This window comes from Cohnella sp. SGD-V74 (genome assembly GCF_003001675.1).
Taxonomy (GTDB): domain Bacteria; phylum Bacillota; class Bacilli; order Paenibacillales; family Paenibacillaceae; genus Cohnella.
The window spans coordinates 176201-195344 of the sequence record NZ_PVYW01000004.1; the positions used below are offsets into that span (position 1 = coordinate 176201).

19 protein-coding genes are annotated in these 19144 nt (G+C 59.7%); 16 read left to right on the forward strand and 3 right to left on the reverse strand.

What is annotated here, in order from left to right; genetic code table 11:
- Position 1: 1 nt before the first annotated feature.
- From serS to B0G52_RS08125, 9 genes are all read left to right on the forward strand, one after another.
- Positions 2-1282 carry a serine--tRNA ligase gene (gene serS / locus B0G52_RS08080; RefSeq protein ID WP_094043014.1) on the forward strand — a complete coding sequence of 427 codons (1281 nt, stop codon included), beginning with the start codon at positions 2-4 and terminating at the stop codon, positions 1280-1282.
- Positions 1283-1448: 166 nt separating this feature from the next.
- Positions 1449-1817: a CidA/LrgA family protein gene (locus tag B0G52_RS08085; protein ID WP_158223628.1), complete on the forward strand. Its 369-nt coding sequence runs from the start codon at positions 1449-1451 to the stop codon at positions 1815-1817.
- Positions 1792-2481, forward strand: coding sequence for an LrgB family protein (locus B0G52_RS08090; RefSeq protein WP_094043016.1), 690 nt, complete (start codon positions 1792-1794; stop codon positions 2479-2481). Before B0G52_RS08085 ends, B0G52_RS08090 begins: the two co-directional genes overlap by 26 nt.
- 306 nt (positions 2482-2787) lie before the next feature.
- Positions 2788-3261 (forward strand): cytochrome c oxidase subunit II, encoded by a 474-nt coding sequence (locus tag B0G52_RS08100; protein WP_233162481.1) that lies wholly within the window; start codon positions 2788-2790, stop codon positions 3259-3261.
- A 14-nt stretch (positions 3262-3275) separates the two neighbouring features.
- On the forward strand, positions 3276-4919 hold the full coding sequence (locus B0G52_RS08105) for a cbb3-type cytochrome c oxidase subunit I (RefSeq protein ID WP_233162483.1): 1644 nt from the start codon (positions 3276-3278) through the stop codon (positions 4917-4919).
- 9 nt (positions 4920-4928) lie between these two features.
- On the forward strand, positions 4929-5567 hold the full coding sequence (locus B0G52_RS08110) for an SCO family protein (RefSeq protein WP_094043018.1): 639 nt from the start codon (positions 4929-4931) through the stop codon (positions 5565-5567).
- On the forward strand, positions 5564-6121 hold the full coding sequence (locus B0G52_RS08115; protein WP_094043019.1) for a hypothetical protein: 558 nt from the start codon (positions 5564-5566) through the stop codon (positions 6119-6121). The genes B0G52_RS08110 and B0G52_RS08115 overlap by 4 nt, the downstream gene beginning before the upstream one ends.
- A gap of 98 nt (positions 6122-6219) precedes the next feature.
- Positions 6220-6648: a DMT family transporter gene (locus B0G52_RS08120; RefSeq protein ID WP_094043020.1), complete on the forward strand. Its 429-nt coding sequence runs from the start codon at positions 6220-6222 to the stop codon at positions 6646-6648.
- A complete protein-coding gene (locus B0G52_RS08125; protein ID WP_094043021.1) occupies positions 6648-6962 on the forward strand; it encodes a DMT family transporter in 315 nt (104 codons plus the stop codon). Before B0G52_RS08120 ends, B0G52_RS08125 begins: the two co-directional genes overlap by 1 nt.
- Positions 6963-6979: 17 nt before the next feature.
- On the opposite strand, the gene B0G52_RS08130 is transcribed toward B0G52_RS08125, so the two are convergent.
- Complete coding sequence (locus B0G52_RS08130) at positions 6980-9940, reverse strand: ATP-binding protein (RefSeq protein ID WP_158223629.1); 2961 nt, start codon at positions 9938-9940, stop codon at positions 6980-6982.
- Between the two features lie 195 nt (positions 9941-10135).
- Here B0G52_RS08130 and B0G52_RS08135 point away from each other — a divergent pair, with 195 nt between their 5' ends.
- From B0G52_RS08135 to gcvH, 7 genes are all read left to right on the forward strand, one after another.
- Complete coding sequence (locus B0G52_RS08135) at positions 10136-10729, forward strand: DJ-1/PfpI family protein (protein ID WP_094043023.1); 594 nt, start codon at positions 10136-10138, stop codon at positions 10727-10729.
- Between the two features lie 502 nt (positions 10730-11231).
- The gene (locus B0G52_RS08140) at positions 11232-11561 is read left to right on the forward strand and encodes a helix-turn-helix domain-containing protein (protein ID WP_094043024.1); all 330 of its coding nucleotides are present in this window, start codon (positions 11232-11234) and stop codon (positions 11559-11561) included.
- 25 nt (positions 11562-11586) lie between these two features.
- Positions 11587-11907, forward strand: coding sequence for a hypothetical protein (locus tag B0G52_RS08145; protein ID WP_094043025.1), 321 nt, complete (start codon positions 11587-11589; stop codon positions 11905-11907).
- A 120-nt stretch (positions 11908-12027) separates the two neighbouring features.
- The gene (gene gcvT / locus B0G52_RS08150; protein WP_094043026.1) at positions 12028-13152 is read left to right on the forward strand and encodes a glycine cleavage system aminomethyltransferase GcvT; all 1125 of its coding nucleotides are present in this window, start codon (positions 12028-12030) and stop codon (positions 13150-13152) included.
- Positions 13149-14504 carry an aminomethyl-transferring glycine dehydrogenase subunit GcvPA gene (gene gcvPA, locus B0G52_RS08155; RefSeq protein WP_094043027.1) on the forward strand — a complete coding sequence of 452 codons (1356 nt, stop codon included), beginning with the start codon at positions 13149-13151 and terminating at the stop codon, positions 14502-14504. The genes gcvT and gcvPA overlap by 4 nt, the downstream gene beginning before the upstream one ends.
- Positions 14501-15958, forward strand: coding sequence for an aminomethyl-transferring glycine dehydrogenase subunit GcvPB (gcvPB, locus tag B0G52_RS08160; RefSeq protein WP_094043028.1), 1458 nt, complete (start codon positions 14501-14503; stop codon positions 15956-15958). Before gcvPA ends, gcvPB begins: the two co-directional genes overlap by 4 nt.
- A gap of 67 nt (positions 15959-16025) precedes the next feature.
- Complete coding sequence (gene gcvH, locus B0G52_RS08165) at positions 16026-16415, forward strand: glycine cleavage system protein GcvH (protein WP_094043029.1); 390 nt, start codon at positions 16026-16028, stop codon at positions 16413-16415.
- A 17-nt stretch (positions 16416-16432) separates the two neighbouring features.
- On the opposite strand, the gene udk is transcribed toward gcvH, so the two are convergent.
- On the reverse strand, positions 16433-17047 hold the full coding sequence (gene udk / locus B0G52_RS08170) for a uridine kinase (RefSeq protein WP_094043030.1): 615 nt from the start codon (positions 17045-17047) through the stop codon (positions 16433-16435).
- 139 nt (positions 17048-17186) lie between these two features.
- Positions 17187-19112, reverse strand: a complete 1926-nt coding sequence (locus B0G52_RS08175; RefSeq protein WP_094043031.1) for a beta-N-acetylhexosaminidase — start codon at positions 19110-19112, stop codon at positions 17187-17189.
- Between the last annotated feature and the right edge of the window lie 32 nt (positions 19113-19144).

Genomic DNA, 19144 nt, shown 5'->3' on the forward strand with positions numbered 1-19144 from the left:
AATGTTGGATATGGCGTATATAAGAGAGAATGGCGAACTGCTGCAGCGGACGGCCGACGGTAAGGGCATCGCTTTGTCGGTGGCGGAGCTGATCGAACGGGACGATCGGAGAAGAGGGCTGCTTCGCGAGGTCGAGAGGCTGCGCGGGGAGCGCAACCGGTTGTCGGAGCTGGTCGGCAGGCTTCTGAAGCAAGGAGCGACGGAGGAAGCGGAGCCGGCAAGAAAGGAAGCTCAGGCGACAAACGACGAATTGGGCGTGCTGGAAGCCGAGTTGGTCGAAGTCGAGGCAAGCTGCCGGAAGCTGATGCAGCTTGTCCCCAATCCCGTATCGGCGGATACGCCGGAGGGTAAGTCGGATGCGGACAACGTGGAGGTTAAGCGGGTCGGGGAGCTCCCGAGCTTCGAATTCGAGCCCCTCAGCCACGTGGAGCTTGGAGAGAAGCTTGGCATTGTTGACCTGCCGCGCGGGGTGAAGATCGGAGGCGCACGCCAGTATGTACTGAAAGGTATGGGCTGGCATCTGCACCGGGCGGTACAGCAACTCGCAATGGACGTATTGGAAAGCCGGGGCTTCACGCTGTTGGACGTTCCGTTGATGGTGCGCGGCGAAGCGCTGCTGAACACCGGATTTTTCCCGACGGGTGAAGACCAGGTGTTCTCGATCGCCGAAGAAGACCGGTATTTGGTCGGTACTTCGGAAGTGAGCCTGGTATCGTACCTCGCGGGCGAGATCGTCGAGCTGGACGGTCCGATCCGGTTGGCGGCGGCGACGGCGTGCTTCCGCAGAGAGATCGGTTCGTCGGGGCGCGATGTGCATGGGCTGTACCGCGTACACCAGTTCTCGAAGGTCGAGCAGGTCGTCGTCTGCGAGAACGACCCCGAGCTGTCGGAGCGGCTGCTGCAAGAAATTACGGACAACGCCGAGCGCATTTTGCAGCTGCTGGAGTTGCCCTACCGGATCGTCGCCGTCTGCATCGGCGACATGTCGCAGAAGACGCACAAGCAGTACGACATCGAGACGTGGATGCCGAGCCGCCAAGCTTACGGCGAGACGCATTCGGCCTCGAATCTGCTCGACTTTCAGGCGCGGAGGGCGAACATCCGCTATCGGGACGAAGCCGGCAAGCTGCGCTATTGCCACACGCTGAACAACACGGCGATTGCGACGCCGCGCATCCTGATCCCGCTGCTGGAGAATCATCAGAGGGAGGACGGTTCGGTCTACATTCCCCGCGCGCTAAGACCGTACTTGGGCGGCAGGGAGGAGCTTCGGGCGGATTAAGTAAATGAAGCATGAACGAAGGAACGGAGCTTCCCTTGGCGACCAGGGAGGCTCCGTTTTACATGAGGGTCGAAAAAAACTCTTCCCAGCGCCCGCATCCCAAGAGAGAATAGACGGAGAAGCGCAATCGCCCCAATTACATTATGACAAGGGAGTGTCAGCGATCGTGAAAGGCATCGCGATCTTGATCGCGTTCTATTTGGCGGGAGTCGCGCTGGAGGCGTGGCTCCGTCTGCCGCTGCCGGCCAACGTGACCGGCATGATTCTGCTCGCGCTCGCCCTGTTCTCGGGCATCGTGAAGCTGGAATGGATCGAGAAGGAATCCGGGCTGCTGCTCCGGCATATGGGCTTGTTCTTCGTACCGGCGATTGTGGGAACGATCGCGTTCGCGGACATGATCCAGTCGCATTGGATGTACGTCATTGCCGGCGTCGTTCCCGGCACGCTGCTCGTCATGGCGGTCTCCGGCTTCGTGACGAAGGGATTAAGCCGAAAGGAGAAGAACGTCCATGACTCTGCCGACGTGGCTGGATAACCCGGCGTTCGGCGTCGGGTTGACCCTGCTGGTCTATTGCGCGGCGGTAGGGTTCAGGAGCAAACGGCGCGGAATCAACCCGCTCGTCGTCACCTCGTTATTTCTGATCGTATTCCTCTCGGTAACGGGAATTCCGTACGAAGCCTATCGCGCCGGAGGAGATTGGATCGCTTACGGGTTGGGTCCCGCGACGGTCGCGCTGGCGGTTCCTCTCTACAAGCATGCGGCCGCTATCCGCCGAATGCTGGGTCCCGTCCTTCTAGGCATAATCGCCGGTTCGATTCTTTCCCTGGCCGCCGTGTTGCTGCTGCTCTATATTCCCGGAAGTCCGAGAGAGCTGCTCCTGTCGATGCTGACGAAGTCGGTATCCTCGCCGATCGCCCTTGAGATCACGAAGCGAACGGGCGGCATTCCTGAGCTAAGCGCCGTGTTCTCGGTTTTGTCCGGCCTGTTCGGCAGCGTAGCCGGCCCGGCGTTCATGCGGATATGCGGCATCCGCGGAGACGTTCCCCTCGGCGTCGGCATCGGCACGAGCTCCCACGGGATCGGAACGGCCCGCGTGCTGCTGGACTCGGAGTGGGCGGGCGGCGTCAGCGGCTTCTCGATGGCCGCGGCGGGAATCGCGACTTCCATTTTGATGATACCGGTATACGGCTGGCTGTAACGCCCCGATTTGACGTTTTCATGACGTCTTGTCGGGGCTTTTCGTTTTTTCTTCGTTAATGTGATTCGTATCACGAACTCGAATTCCCGATCCGCTACGATAACAGCAGGAACCATTATTCATCGAAAGGGGCGTTCGGCGATGGAGTCCGCGAAACCGAAACGCGAAGAGGATCGGAACGATGAGGTCCATTCGCAAAAAGGCACTTTATTTTCCGTATTCATGCTCGGAGCTTTTATTGCTCTTTTGTTCGTCGTAGTGTTCGGTCTGTATATGTCGAGAGTGTAGCCGGAGGGAGGGATTAAGATGAAGCTGAAAATGCATCGGTACGAAGAAATATGGTTAGTTTGCGGCATTTCCCTGATTGTCGTATTTATGCTCATCACCGGGTACCAGACGTTCGCTCTGGACATGGGGCCTCCGAGTCACATGGAGACGATCGATCCGCAGAAGGTGGACGAGACGGCTCCGTTCGACAAACCGGGCGTGTACAAGATCGGAGAGGACGAGTATGAAGTGGTCATGTCGTTGGAATCGTTCGCCTTTACGCCTGTGGACATCGAGATTCCCGCGGGCTCGACCGTGCATTTCATTTTGACTTCCAAGGACGTGACGCACGGCTTCGAGGTGGCGGGCACCAACGTCAACGCGATGGTCATGCCGGGCTATATCCAGAAAATTTCGCAGAAGTTCAGTAAAGCGGGCGAATATTTGATCGTCTGCAACGAATACTGCGGAGCCGGCCACCAGTACATGAGCACGATCATCAAAGTCGTATAGAGGAGGCGAGTCGATTGAATAAGCTGCTGGGAGCCCAGCCGAAGGACGCGGCCCTGTCGAGAACGTATTTGTTCGTAGCCTTCGCGGCACTGCTGCTGGGCGGCATCATGGGATTGCTGCAAGCGACGGAACGGGCAGGATTGTTCGAAATGCCAAGCTGGTTTACTTATTATCAAGCTTTGACGACGCACGGCATCGTGCTGGTCGTCGTGCTGACCGCGTTTTTCACGATCGGTTATTTCTACGCGGCGTTATCGCACACGTTGGGCGGTCTGCTGCCTAAAGTCAGGAAAATGGCGTGGATCGGCTTCGCGCTGAAAATCATAGGCTTCGTATTCGTCGTCATTCCCGTCGTGATGAACAAAGCCACCGTTATGTATACGTTCTACCCGCCGATGAAAGCGTCCCCGTACTTCTATATCGGCTTGGTGTTTATCGTGCTGGGCGTGTGGATGTGCGCGTTCGGGGCTTTCGTTCAAGTCGCCACCTGGAGAAAAAACAACCGAGGACAGCATCTGCCGATTCTATCCTTCTTCGCCACCGGCGTGTTCGTGCTGCTGTTCTTCGGCAGCCTCGGCGTGACGGTCGAGGTGCTGACGCTGATCCCTTGGGCGTTCGGATGGACGAAGACGGTCAACGTCATGGTCAGCCGCACGCTGTTCTGGTCGTTCGGGCATACGCTGGTCAATATCTGGTATTTGACGGCGGTGTCCGCCTGGTACGTCGTCGTGCCTAAGGTGATCGGCGGAAGAAGGTTCAGCGACGTGCTGACGAGATTCGTCATCATCGCCCTCGTCATCACGAACATTCCCGGAGGCTTCCACCACCAGATTATCGACCCGGGCATGTCGCAGTCGCTGAAATTCATGCACGTCTTCATGAGTCTGGTCATCGGCATTCCTTCCATGATGACGGCGTACGCCATGTTCTCCGTCTTCGAGCGCCGCGGCAGAGAGCTTGGAGGCAAAGGGCTGCTCGGCTGGTTCAAAAAAATGCCGTGGGGCGACGTCCGGTTTCTGGCCCCGTTTATCGCGATGGTCGCGTTTATTCCCGGAGGAGCGGGCGGTATCGTACAGACGACGAACCAGTTGAACCAGGTCGTGCACAATACGCTGTGGGTCGTCGGCCACTTCCATCTGACGGTCGGCACGTCCGTCATTCTGACTTTCTTCGGCATCAGCTATTGGTTGATTCCGTTCGTCTCCAAACGCGTATTGACGCCGCGCATCAACAAGCTGGGGGTCATCCAGACGATCTTCTGGACGATCGGCATGCTGATCATGACGGTTTCGATGCACATTTCCGGCCTGCTCGGTGCGCCTCGCAGAACCTCCTATACAACGTATGGGGACCATGCGGTCGCGGCAAGCTGGGATCCGTATACGATTCTCGTCGTGATCGGCGCGGCGTTCCTGCTCGTCGGAGGGGCTCTTCAACTGTACGCCGCTTACTACTTGATGTTCCGTGCGCCCAAAGGCCATACCGAATTCCCGCTCGCGGAAGCCGAGGAGAACGCTTCGGCCACGCCGTACTGGACCGAACGCTGGGGCCGCACGATCATTGTGATGCTGCTGCTCGTCGCGATGGCCTACGTCGCGCCGCTGGTCAACTTTATTGCCAACGCTCCGCCGGGGTCTCCGCCTTTCGTCACCTGGTAGGCGGTCGGTATGAAGAGCCTTCGTCCGAATTCCCTCGCGACGTTCGCCGTCATTTTATTCGGAATCGCGTTGTTTTACTGGGGAACAGACGGCTTCACCGCCTATACCGCGGAGTCGGCCAGAGTGAACCGGCTGCTCGACGCTCGTCCGACGTTTCCGCAGACGACGTTCGAGGACAGCAAGGGCCGAAGCTACTCGATCTCCGAGTTCGAAGGCAAATACGTGTTCCTCACCTTCTTCTACTCTGCCTGCTCGACCGTATGCGTCCAACTGGAAGGGAATATGGGACGGGTGTACGAGACGATCCCCGCCGAGCGGCTTGGGCGAGAGATCGTGTTCCTGAGCGTCAGCTTCGATCCGGACAGGGACGACCCGGCGAGATTGGAGGAATACAGGACGTTCTTCGACAGCGACGGAGAGACGTGGCGGATGGCCAGAGTTCCTGATCGGACCGAATTGAACCGGCTGTTGGACGAGTTCGGCGTCATCGTCATTCCGGATGAGAGCGGAGGCTTCGCGCATAATTCCGCCTTCTACCTCGTCGATCCGGCAGGAACGTTGATCGACGTGATGGACTACACCCGGCCGGAAGAGGCGGCGAACGAAGTCGCCCGCATCCTCGATCAGGAAAGGGGGGACGGAGGATGAAGCAGTCCGTATACGGGCTTGTACTGTTCATCCTGCTGGCTCTTCCTCCAGTGGCCGGCCTGATGGAATCGCTTATGATCGCGCACATGCATATGCAGATGCCGCTATTGGTCGCGTCCGGCTTCCTGATGGCGAAGTACGGGCAAATCCGCTTTCCCCGGTTCTGGGAGCGCTGGAACGATAACGGCGTTCCCGGCATCCTGCTGTTCGCGATCATCGCGGTATACTGGATGCTGCCGCGCGCGATGGACGAGGCGTTGGCCTTCCCGGGAATGGAGGCGTTCAAGTTCGTCAGCCTGTCTCTCCTATGCGGCATGCCGCTAAGGGACAGCTGGCCCAAAATCGGCTATGCGGCCAAAAGCGCGGTCATAATCGGCTTCACGCTGCTCTTCGCCGGAATGGGACTGCTGTACGTCATCGCGCCCGTGCAGCTCTGCAACAATTACGTGCTGCTCGAACAGATCGCGCTGGGCTGGGGCTTCCTGACGACGGCGTTTTGCATGGTCATTTTCATAATCTATCACTTGTTTACGCGTCACTCCGCATATGAATGAAGTCCCCTTTTGAACATAGAGATACCGGCAACCGCGACCTCCAACGGCCGCGGTTTTGTCGTTCCGCCGGCTCTCACTTATACTGGAGGGTGTAGGCGATGACGGGAGGGACGAAAGCAGTGACGGACGAAGCGCAGACAGAAAAAACAGAGGCAGAAAAAACAGGGACAGAAAAACCAGCTGCGGAGAAGGTGGATAAGAAAATCAGCGATGCGCGGGCATGGACTTACGTGGTTTTGGGAGGGCTGCTGGAGATCGTGTGGGCAAGCGGATTCAAGTACGAGGAAATTCCCGGCTTGATCGTGCTCGTCGCGCTGCTGACCAGCTTCGATCTCATTATTCGGGCGACCAAGGTGCTGCCGGTGGGCACGGTGTACGCCGTATTCGCGGGAATGGGAACGCTCGGAACGACGATCGTGGAGATGAGCCTGTCCGGCTCGGTGAGCGCGATGAGGATCGCGTTTATTCTCCTGCTGCTGGCGTGCATCGTCGGGCTGAAATTGTCGAGCAAAGGAAGTGACGGCTAATGGACTGGGGGCTGCTTATCGCCGCCGGATTGCTGGAAGTGGTCGGAGTTATCGGGATCAAGCGCGTCGCGCAAAACAACAATTGGACGAACAACATCATCCTCATCGCCGGGTTCGTAATCAGCTTCCAACTGCTGATTCAGGCGATGGAGACGATTCCGCTGGCCACGGCGTACGCCGTATGGACGGGAATCGGCACCGTCGGCGCGGCCGTGGTCGGAATGATCTTCTTCAAGGAGCCGAAGAGCTGGCTGCGCATCGGTTGCATCCTCGGCATCATCTTCTCGGTCGTCGGACTCAAATTGGTTAGCTGAACGCCGCGTTCGCCGGTTCAGTTCCCGGCCAGCCAGCGATCGATTTTCCCGTACAGCTGATCGGGATCGAACGGCTTGGTTAAAATATCGGTCATTCCCGAGCGGAGATAGAGTTCGTGGTTTTCCTTGAAGGCGTCGGCGGTCAGCGCCACGATGGGCAGAGCGCGGTGCCGCGGATCTTGCCGAATGCGGCTGACCGTCTCGCAGCCGTCCATGACCGGCATATGGATGTCGATCAGCAGCAGGTCCCACGCTTCGCTCTCGAGCAGCTCGAGCACTTCGAGGCCGTTGTCCGCCACGCCGACGACGTAACCCTTGTCCTTCAGCAGCTCGACGACGATGAGCTGGTTGATCTCGTTGTCTTCGCCGAGCAAAATTTTCCTCGTTCCTTCAGGCGGTTGCGGGGAGGGATCGGACGAGTCGGAACGTTCCGGCTTCTTAAGCGCGTGAGGACGGTCGGATGCCGCTGCGGGAGAAGGCTCGGGGGAACGATCCGGCGCCGCCGAAGCGGCGGCCTGCTCCCGGCCGCTGCGAAGTTCCTGCCAGGAGGCCAACGCCTCGGCGAGATGCTTGCGGCTGACGGGCTTCAGCAGCATAAGCGCATGCTCTTCCGCATCGACGCGCTGAAGCAGGAGGCCGCGCGTATGCGCGCTCGCGAGCGTCAGCACGGGGATGCCCGCCTTGCGGGCCGCGTCGACGAGCGAGTCCCAACGGCCGGTCCGGGCGTCTTCCTGCGAGAAGTCGACGATCAGCAGATCGGCCTGCGGCAAGCGGCTCGGAGAGTCGAAGACGCGCAGCCCTAACGACGTCAGCATTCCGGTTACGGACGCCCGGACGATCTCCGAGCTCCCCGCGACGATCGCGCTGCTCTGCGCCGACGATGCCGATGCCGGCTCGGGCGCGTCTTGCCCGGCGTCCAGCTCGCAAGGCAGCTCGAAGGCGAACAAGCTGCCTTGCCCGGGCTCGCTTCGAACTTGAATCGAGCCGCCCATCCGTTCGATCAGCTGCTTGCTGATGACGAGGCCGAGCCCCGTTCCGCCGAAGCGGCGGCTGATCGAATCGTCGGCTTGCGTGAACGGCTGGAACAGCCCCGCCAGCTTATCCGCCGGAATGCCGATGCCCGTGTCTTGCACCGAGCACTGCAACGAACAGCTGCTCTCGCCGATCGGCACGGCTTCCACGTACACGCGCACGAAGCCGCGGGAGGTGAACTTGATCGCGTTGTTGCACAGGTTGAGCAGCACCTGCCGCAAGCGAAGCGGATCTCCGACGAGCCGGTCCGGCGTACCCGGGGCGACGTCGAAGACGATATCGACGGGCTTCTCCCCGATGAACGTTCCGACGACGTCGGCTGCTTCGGCGAGCCAGTCCTCCACGGAGAAGGGTACGCGCTCGATCGAGATTTGGCCGGCTTCGATTTTGGAGAAGTCGAGAATTTCGTTGATCAGCGCGTTCAGCGTTCGCGAGGAGGAATGGATTTTGTTCGCGTAGTCTCTCTGGACGGCAGACAGCGGCGTATCCAGCAGCAGCTGGCTGACGCCTATAATGCCCGTCAGGGGCGTTCGGATCTCATGGCTCATGTTGGCGAGGAACCGGCTTTTCGCTTCGCTGGCTTTGTCGGCTTCCTTCCTCGCGATCAAATCGGTGAGATCGTGGATGGTCGCGGTAACTCCGGAGGCGGCCGATCCGGCCGGAACGCTGGGGGACAGCGTCAAAGAATAAGCACGGACCGATTCGCCGTCGGCATGCTCCCACTCCCATTGTTGGGCGGCGCCTTCGCTCAGCGTCAGCTCGACTGCGGCGTTCCACTCGTCCGTCCGGTCCCGGAACAGGAAGTCGGTTAATCGGCGGCCGCGGATTTGCTCCGGCTCAAGCTGCAGCAGCCGGCATAAAGAACGATTGACGGACGTAATGGCGCCGTCTCTGTCCAAGCCGATAATGAAGTCGTGCGAGCTTTCGACAAGCGTCCGGTACCGTTCTTCCTCTTCCGCGAGTCTCTGATCGGCCTTCTTCCGGTCGGTGATGTCGATCGCCGTCCCGATAATCTCGGACACGTATCCGTCGGGAGCGGAGATCGGCTGAAGCGTGACGAGCAGCGTCCGGCTCGCAATCTCGGCGGCCAGAATGCCCGGAGAGTAGAATCCCGACGAAGATTCGAGCTCGAAGCTGACGCTCTCCCCCCGCCAGACCTTCTCCAGATGCACCTGGGTCCTTTGGGCGGCCTCCGGGGACAGCAGCTCCGCGGGCGAGCGTCCGATGGCGTATTCCGGCCGCACTCCCAACTGCTCCAGAAGCTGTCCGCCGAGCATGGAATAGACGAATAGATCGCCTTGACGGACCATTTTGAAGGAGAAGCCGTTCTGCATGCGCACGATGTCCAGCACGTCCTGCTGCGCTTGCCGCAGTCGGCGGTCCAACGTTCGTTGTTTGTCGAAGAAATTCATGATTGCCGCGATAAGCAAGGCGTTAAGGGCGCAGATCAGCAAGAAGGGAATCAGCGTATCGTAGAGGGGGGCGGGATAGACGTATTGGAACACGATGAAGTAGCCGACGAGCATGAGCGCGATCATGCCGCTCCATTGCGCGGTAAAGCCTCTGACCCGGCGAACGATCCAGCCGCATAGAATCGCCAGCGCGTGCATCACGATGAGAACGGACCAGAAGACGTCGGGGTTTTGCAGCGACCGGAAGACCGTAATGATGGAAGCCGTGATGAAGGCGGCGGCCGGACCGCCGATGTAAGCGGCCAGCAGAACGGGGAGCATGCGCAGGTCCAGAACGTTCGCGACGCTGCTGAAGTTTGCGTCGATTCCGATCATGATCAGGGTAACGGAGATGATGCCGTGCGCGGCAGCCACAGACAGCTTGAACTTCCAGGAGTCGGGGCGCTCGGAGCTCGCGTAGAAGTGTCCAGCCAAGAAAGCGAAAGCGATCAAGATCGCGGAATTCATGATCAGATCCCGTAATAAGAAGCTCATCGCACCACTCTCCTTGCATGGAATACATCCGGTCATACATCATTCTCGGAGCTCCCCCGTTTTTCCTGCTTGCGAACCCGTTCCTTCGACAACATTTTCGACAAAAAATCCTCGGTCTTAGGCACCTTGACCGGTCCATACCGGCATTTCATAATAGGAATTGTATGACATATTTTACAGTGGGGAGAGGATTCGATGTCCAAACGGGTGTTGATTGTGACGGGCGACGGCGCGGAGGTTCTGGAAGTGTACTATCCGTTATACCGGGTCAAGGAAGAAGGCTATGAAGCGGTTGTCGCCGCTCCGAAGAAGAAGACGCTGCATACGGTATGCCACGACTTCGTCGAGGGCTGGGATACGTACACCGAGAAGCCCGCTCATCTGCTCGCGGCGGATATCGCCTTCGAGGACGTGGCTCCCGCCGATTACGACGCCCTGATCATCCCTGGCGGACGCGCGCCGGAATTCATTCGCAACGATCCCGAGCTCCCGCGCATCGTTCAGCACTTCCTGGACGCCGACAAGCCGGTGGGCGCGATTTGCCACGGCGCTCAAGTGTTTCTGGCGCTGCCCAACCGCTCCTACTTCGAAGGCAAAACGTTAACCGCCTACAACGCCTGCAAGCTGGAAGTCGAATCTCTCGGCGCCGAGTACGCCAGTGAGACGCTGCACGTGGACGGCAAGCTCGTAACCGGCCACGCCTGGCCCGACTTGCCGGGCTTCATGCGCGAGTTTCTGAACCTGCTCGGCCGGACATCGGACAAGGAAGTATCGCCTTCCGTGAATTAACGCGGATGAAATAGAGGTAGTCTAAGGAGCAAGCTGTCCCATAAGTAGGGGCGTACAAGATTATTGATGAAAAGAGAAGGGCATCTATCTCCTGGAGACTGCCTCATACGGTCCTGAAATTACATTGCGACGGGTCTATCCATTCCAAATTTCAGGATCGTATAGCATCGGAAGGAGATAGATGCCCATTACCCTGCATCCATCGATAATCGTTTGGTACGACTCTTTTACTTATGGGACAGCTTCTTTTTCGCGCACGCAGAGCCTGAATGAACAGGAACCAATCCCCTTCTGTCGAAATAAGCAATCATCGCAACAATCCAAAGACTCCGCTGAAACGCCGCTGCGCGAATACGCGAAAACCCGACTTGACGCATTTTGACGTACGGTCGGGTTTTTTTATACAAAATTATCCTTCCGCATGAACTTATAGGTTGATATTGAATTTGTAGATATGTAATCGGGAGAGGGGGCTTGTTATAGTCGGATTGGGTGATGAACATTGGGCTTCGACTACTCGGTAATAGGCAATCGGATCAGGAAGGCCAGGGAAGAGAAAGGAATTACGCAAGAGACGCTCGCGGAATCTCTGGACGTGTCGAACGCTTACATCAGCAAGATCGAAAGAGGACGGACTCCGGTCAATCTGAACAACCTGGATAAAATATGCGCGGTTTTGGAGACATCCGCAGACTATATTTTGCGCGGCGCGAATACATCGAACGAGGATTACATGCGCAATGAGATCATAGACATGCTGGAAGGATGTTCGCCTGAGAAGATCAAGCTGATCGCGCAGATCATCAAGCCGATCGTCGATTACGAGGGATAACGTCATTCGTAAGGAGGCGCCAGCCTTGGATCTGGATCTGAAAATTTCGCTCGGCTTTATCCGGAACAAGCTGCAAGCTATGGGATTGACGCATTTGAGCGTTCGCTCGCAAGGACGCAGTCTGATCATCTTCTCTATGGAGCCGAAGGAAGAGGCGATACGCGCCGTGCTGACCCGCCTGGACGGTCGTCAGGAATACGTGATGACCATCGCCAACCATCGCGGCAAGTGGCAATTGGTTCCGGTCGTGGGACCGCTCCAAGAGATGCTGGACATGCTGACGGACGATTTGGCGTTTACGCTCGCTTACTGGCACGATGCCGGCCATTATAGAGGCATACAATAGCCGTGCCGCAAGACGGATGAGCATACCGTTTCCCCTCCTGTCCCCCTTAATGGGGGATTTTTTGCGTTGTCCGATCAGGACATGCTTGGCGCTGAATATATTGGTGGGGGAGGTGATGGAATGGGAGAGCTAAGACGGACCCCGCTGTTTCCGTTATACACGGATTTCCCGGCCGTCCGGTGCGTCGATTTCGGCGGTTGGGAGCTTCCGGTCCAGTTTTCCGGCATCCAGAGAGAGCACGAGGCGGTTCGCGAGAGGGCGGGACTGTTCGACGTGTCGCATATGGGGGAGTTTCTGGTCTCGGGCCGGCAGGCGGAAAATGTTTTGCAGAGAATGACGACCAACGACGTCTCCAGGCTGCAGGAAGGGCAGGCTCAGTATGGTCTGATGTGTTATCCGGATGGAGGAACCGTGGACGACTTGCTCGTCTACAAGCTGGCACAGGACCGCTATTTGCTTGTCGTGAACGCTTCGAATATCGACAAGAACCGGGCGTGGCTCGAGGCGCATCTGGCAGGGGACGTCGTTCTGGAGAATCTGTCCGATTCTAAGGCGCTGTTAGCATTGCAGGGGCCAGTAGCGGCCTCCATTCTGTCCCGCGTTGCCGACCAGGAGATCGCCCGGCTCCGGCCCTTCCGCTTCCTGGAAGCGGCGGAAGTGTGCGGACGGCGGGCGCTCGTGTCGCGCACCGGGTATACCGGCGAAGACGGCTTCGAGATTTGCCTGGAGGCCGGCGATGCCGCGCATGTGTGGCGGGAGCTGCTGCGGGCAGGGGAAGCGGACGGCCTGCTGCCCGCGGGGCTGGGCGCCAGGGACACGCTACGCTTCGAGGCGGCGCTTCCGCTGTACGGCCATGAGTTGTCTGACGCGATTACGCCGCTGGAGGCGGGACTGGACCGATTCGTCAAGCTGGGCAAGCCGTTTGTCGGCCGGGACGCGCTGGAGCGGCAGAAGCGCGAGGGGCTGCGGCGCAAGCTGGTCGGCATCGAGCTGCTCGATCGCGGCATTCCGCGCGGCGGCTATCCGGTGTATGGAGGCGGGCGGCGGATCGGCGAAGTGACGACGGGGACGCATTCGCCGACGCTGAAGCGCGGTCTGGGCCTGGCGCTGCTGGAAACGGCTTATGCCGCGCTGGACACGGAAGTGGAAGTGGAGATTCGAGGCAAGCGGCTGAGGGCCGTCGTCGTCCGAACGCCGTTCTATCGCAGGCCGAATCATGCAAGCGAAGGAGCGAAGCCGGAATGAAGCATCGCTATTTGCCGATGACGGAGCAAGACGAAGCCGAGATGCTGCGGACGATCGGAGCGGAGTCCGTCGAAGAGCTGTTTCGCGACATTCCCCGCTCGGTCCGCTATGAAGGCAATCTGCCGATGTCCGGCGCGCTCGACGAAGCCGCGCTGCTGAAGCATATGCGGCGGCTCGCGGGCCGCAATGCCGACTTCGACGAGTACGCCTGCTTCCTCGGAGCGGGAATTTACGATCACCACATCCCCGTCGTCGCGAATCATATCGTCTCCCGCTCGGAGTTTTACACGGCGTATACGCCGTACCAACCGGAGATCAGCCAAGGCGAGCTGCAGGCGATCTTCGAATTTCAGTCGTACGTGTGCGAGCTGACCGGCATGAAAGTCGCCAACGCCAGCATGTACGACGGCGCGACCGCGCTCGCGGAAGCCGCTGCGTTGGCTGCGGGAGCGACCAGGCGGAGACGAATCGTCGTCTCCCGCGCCGTTCATCCGGAAGCGCGCCAAGTATTGCGCGTTACGGCGAGGGGGCTGGGCCTGGAGATCGTCGAGGTCGGCTGCGCCCCGGACGGAACGACCGACTTGGCCGGGCTGGAGGCGGCGATTACCGGCGATACGGCCGCCGTGCTCGTGCAGACGCCGAATTTTTTCGGCTGCCTGGAGGACGTTCGCGCGATCGAGCCGCTTATCCATGCGCGCAAGGGGCTGCTCGTGCTCAGCGTAAACCCGCTGTCGCTCGGACTGCTCGAATCGCCCGGAGCGCTGGGCGCGGACATCGCGGTCGGAGACGCGCAGCCGCTCGGCATCCCGGCGTCGTTCGGCGGCCCGACGTGCGGCTTCTTCGCCGTCACGGAGCCGCTGATGCGGCGGATGCCCGGGCGCATCGTCGGGCAGACGGTCGATTCGGAAGGCAGGCGCGGCTTCGTGCTGACGCTGCAAGCGCGGGAGCAGCATATCCGCCGGGAGAAGGCGACGTCCAACATCTGCTCCAACCAGGCTTTGCTGGCGCTCTGCGCGTCGGTCTACCTGTCTGTCATGGGCAAGGAAGGGATCAGGGAGACGGCGCTGCTTAACGTGCGCAAGTCTCATTACGCTTCCTCTCTTGCGGCGGCCGGCGGCAAGCTGTCCCTGCCTTTCTCCGCGCCGTTCTTCAACGAATTCGTCGTCAAGCTGCCGGAGGGGGCGGACATCGGGGCTGTTAACGGGAAGCTGCTGAAGGCCGGCTTCATCGGAGGCTGCGATCTGGGCGCGGCTTATCCCGAGCTGAAAGGACATTTGCTCATCGCCGTAACCGAGCGAAGAACGCGGGACGAGATCGAGAGCTTCTTCCGCGAAATGGAGGCGGTCTTATGAAACCGGACAAAGCGCTGATTTTCGAGCTGAGCCGGCCGGGACGCGCCGCTTACTCGCTGCCGGAGTGCGACGTTCCGGAGCTCTGCGCCGACTCCGTCATTCCCGCCGGCCTGCTGCGCGCCAAGCCGGCCGAGCTGCCGGAAGTGTACGAGGTCGACGTCATCCGGCACTACACGGAGCTGTCCCGCCGCAACTTCGGCGTGGACAACGGCTTTTATCCGCTCGGCTCCTGCACGATGAAATATAACCCGAAGCTGAACGAAGACGTCGCCCGCTTTCCCGGCTTCGCCAAGCTTCATCCCTATCAGCCGGAGAGCAGCGTCCAAGGGGCGCTTGAGCTGCTGCATACGCTCCAGAGCGACCTGGCCGCGCTGACGGGCATGGACGGCGTGACGCTGCAGCCGGCGGCGGGGGCGCACGGGGAGTGGACCGGACTGATGCTGATCCGGGCGTATCACGAGAGCCGGGGGGAGCGGAGGACGAAGGTGATCGTGCCCGACTCTTCTCACGGCACAAACCCGGCCAGCGCTGCGGTCGCCGGATTCGAGACGGTCACACTGAAATCCGACGAGCGGGGCATGGTCGATCTCGAGGCGCTGAAAGCCGCGGTTGGCGACGACACGGCCGCTCTTATGCTGACGAACCCGAGTACGCTGGGGCTGTTCGAGGAGCGTATCGTCGAGATCGCCGACATCGTGCACGAGGCGGGCGGCCTGCTCTATTACGACGGCGCCAATTCGAACGCCATCATGGGCATCGCGCGGCCCGGCGACATGGGCTTCGACGTCGTGCACCTGAATTTGCACAAGACGATGAGCACGCCGCACGGAGGGGGAGGCCCGGGAGCGGGGCCGGTCGGCGTGAAGAGCAAGCTCCTTCCGTTCCTGCCGGTACCGACCGTCGGCCGGCGGGCGGACGGCGCGTACTTCTGGGACGGAGACCGGCCGCAATCGATCGGCAGGGTCAAAGCCTACTGCGGCAACTTCGGCATTCTCGTCCGCGCTTACGCATACATTCGAACATACGGGCCGGAAGGCTTGCGCCGGGTGTCCGAATGCGCCGTGCTGAACGCCAACTACATGATGCGCCGGCTCGCGCCGTATTACGACGTGGCGTTCCCCGGCGTCTGCAAGCACGAATTCGTACTGTCCGGCAAGCGGCTGAAAGCGTTCGGCGTACGTACGCTGGACGTGGCGAAGCGGCTGCTCGACTTCGGCTATCATCCTCCGACGATTTATTTTCCGCTTAACGTGGAGGAGAGCATGATGATCGAGCCGACGGAGACGGAGAGCAAGGAGACGCTCGACGCCTTCATCGACGCGATGATCCGGATCGCCGAGGAGGCGGAGACCGACCCGCAGCTCGTCCTGAACGCGCCGTACACGACAGTCGTCAAACGGTTGGACGAAGCGACGGCGGCGCGCAAGCCGGTGCTGAATTGCTCTTGCGGGTGAATCAAATTGCAAGGGCGTGTATGCATACTCCGAGGAAAGCAGATTTTAGGGAAAGAAGGCGAATGCGATGAGCGAGATCAGGGAAGGGCTGGCGTACAGCCGGGAGCATGAATGGGCGGAGAAACGCGGAGAGCGGATCGTCAGAGTCGGGATTACGGATTACGCGCAGAGCCTGCTCGGCGACATCGTGTTCGTCGAGCTTCCCGAACCGGGGACGCAGGTAAGCGCCGGAGACAGCGTCGGCTCCATCGAATCGGTCAAGACCGTCTCCGAGCTGTACAGCCCGGTCGGCGGCACCGTTACCGCCGTCAATGAAAGCCTGGTCGACAGCCCCGAGCTCGTCAACGGCGAGCCCTACGACAGCGGCTGGATGATCGAGGTGGAGCTGGGCGGCGACGCCGAGGAAGCCTTCAAGGGGCTGCTGACCGCGGAGGGATACCGGGAGCATCTGGCGTAGCGGGCGGCCAGCCCTCGTCAGTCATTCAAATATTTCTCCGTAAGCACGGTCAGCATCTGGATGCCGATTTCGTTCTCTCCCCCTTCGGGAAGAATGATGTCGGCATATTTTTTGGACGGCTCGATGAACGCTTCGTGCATCGGCTTCACCGTCGTCAAATATTGCTTGTGGATCGACTGGATCGAACGTCCGCGTTCCTCGATATCGCGAAGCACCCGGCGCAGGATGCGCACGTCCGGATCGGTATCGACGAACACTTTGATGTCGAGCAGCGCGCGCAGCTTCTCGTCCGACAGTACGTGAAGCCCTTCGATGATGACGATGCCGTTAGGCTTAAGCTCGACCGTCCTATCGGGATATCTGCCGTCGGCCGCAAAGTTGTAGACAGGGGCGTAGGCGGCTTGTCCGGCGCGAAGAAGGCCGAGATGCTCGATCAGCAGCTCGTTGTCGAAGACGAGGGGGTGGTCGTAGTTGATCGCCCGTCTTTCCTCCGCGTTCAGATGAGCATGGTCTTTATAGTAATTGTCCTGAGAAATAAACGTCACTTTGTCCGGGCCGAGCCGTTCGATGACGGAACGGGCTACCGTCGTTTTGCCGGACCCGGTGCCTCCGGCGATGCCGATGATCAGCATGGCGGTTCAAGCCTCCTGAGCGAGATGATGCGAACACCGTATTTTAGCATAGTTGCTGCCGATTTTCACCATGACGAAAAAGCCTCTTCCCGGCGATGGGCGATGCCGGAGGAGGCTTTTAGGCCATGCAAGATTAATCCTAGAAAGGATTAATCACGTGAAAGAACACGTTCGGAGAAGCCATGCGGTAGTAGTAGCTGCACCAGCCGACGCCCTTGTTGTTGAACCGGTTGGTCGCGTTGAAGAGCAGGCGTTCCTGTTCCAGCTCTTCGATTCCGCCGATGCGTCCCTCGACGTAGTCGAGCAGTCTGGCCGAGGCGGTCTCGAGCCGGTTAACGACGCCGCCGTAGCGAATGTCCAGCACCTCCCAGCCGAACGGCTTGAACATGCGCAGCCACTGCGTGCGATGAGCGGCTCTCAGCTCCCGCACCGCCTCCGCGATCGCGGGCAGCTCAACCGTCGCCGCATGCGCCAAAGCTTCTTTGTCCTTCGAGTCGTAAGCGCGTTTTAACCTGATGCCGGTCTCGCTCTTAAGCTTGAGCACGGCGCTCAGCTTCTCCGGCACGTCGAACAAGTAATCGAGCTGAGCGTCCGGCGCCCGGCGGGCGCGAATTTGCGCCTCCAGCCATTCGTAATGGGCGTTCAGCTCCAGATCCTCGATCTGCTTGTCGAATTGACCGAGCAGCGTGTCCTGATACAGCAGGAACTTGGACGGATTGCTCTGCTTGCTGTTGTTGGGCTCCGACCCCGGCGTCTCGTCCAAATACTTGATTTGAAGGAACGCGTCCGCCTCGATCCCCGTGCACAGCTTGACCCGTTCCGCGAGCCATTCCTGCGTCGGCTTGCCTTCCGTATAGGCATGCTCCGCGTACAACTGAAGGCCGAGCAGCGCCGCGAACGGGTTGCTCTCGTTGCCGTCGTCGCCCCACATCGTCGCGTATACTTCGCGGATGCCTTCCTTCTTGCAGGCCGTCAGCGCGACGTCGGTCGCTCCGAGCGACAAGCCGTAGTTGACGCCGAACGTATTGAAGATCCACACCGCTCCCGCGAAAACGAGGTTGCAGCCGAGCGGACGGTGATTGGCGATCACTCGCTCATAGTGCTCCGGCTCCGTATGAACGTAGTCCCAGTACACCATGTCGACGTCCTTCGGAATGCGCTGCGCCATTTCTTCCGGAATTGTCGTGTTTCCGTCGTAGTAATTGCTCTCGGTGCCGGCGTTGCCGACAGCCAGCTTCAGGAACATATCGCTCCAGATCATCGGCTTCAGACCGAGGCGGCGAGTGACGGAGAGCACCGTGTCCAGATGGGAAGCCATAATGTCGAAGCGGCTGCCGTAGCCGTTTTTGTCCAAATATTTTCCCCGGCCCAGCTCTTCCGCTTCATCCATGCCCACATGAATTTTACGGCTGCGAAAAGGCGCGCTGGCCGCTTCGATCATGTTCTCGACCAGCTTGTTCGTGCGTTCCTCCCCGACCAGCAGCGCGCCTTTCGTATCCCGGTAATGCCAGACCGTCTGCCATTTCAGGAACTCCTCGAGATGGGCGAGCGTCTGGATGCTCGGGAACGCCTCGATCCCGAACAGGTCGGCGTAATCGTCGATTTCCCGCAGTTCCGCATGCGAATAGCGCCCCCTCATATATCCGAAATAAGGCTCGCTTGGAACCTCGTACGTATCCTCCATATACAGCATGACCGTGTTCATTCCCATCAAGGCCAGCTTGTTCAGCATGAGCTTGAAGCTGTCGACCGTCAGAACCGCGTTGCGGGACAAGTCGAACATCGGTCCGACCAGATCGAATTGCTGCTTCTCCCGAAGGCGGAACGAGTCGCTTTGGCGGCCGTGCTGAACGAACAGCCCGAGTCCGCGGAAAAACTGATGCTTCTTCCCGTAACGCACGTATCCCTGTCCGTCCTCCAAGCCGATTTCCAGTTCGTCAGCGGCTGGAGATGTCTCCACGCGCACGGGAATTCCATCTTCCCGCAATTCGATGCCCAATTCCGAAGCCAAGAGGTTGATGCCGGGCAGCAGGTGTTCGACCTGGCCCTCCAAACGCAATTTCATACCGGTTCCTCCCGAATCGCAATAAGATAACC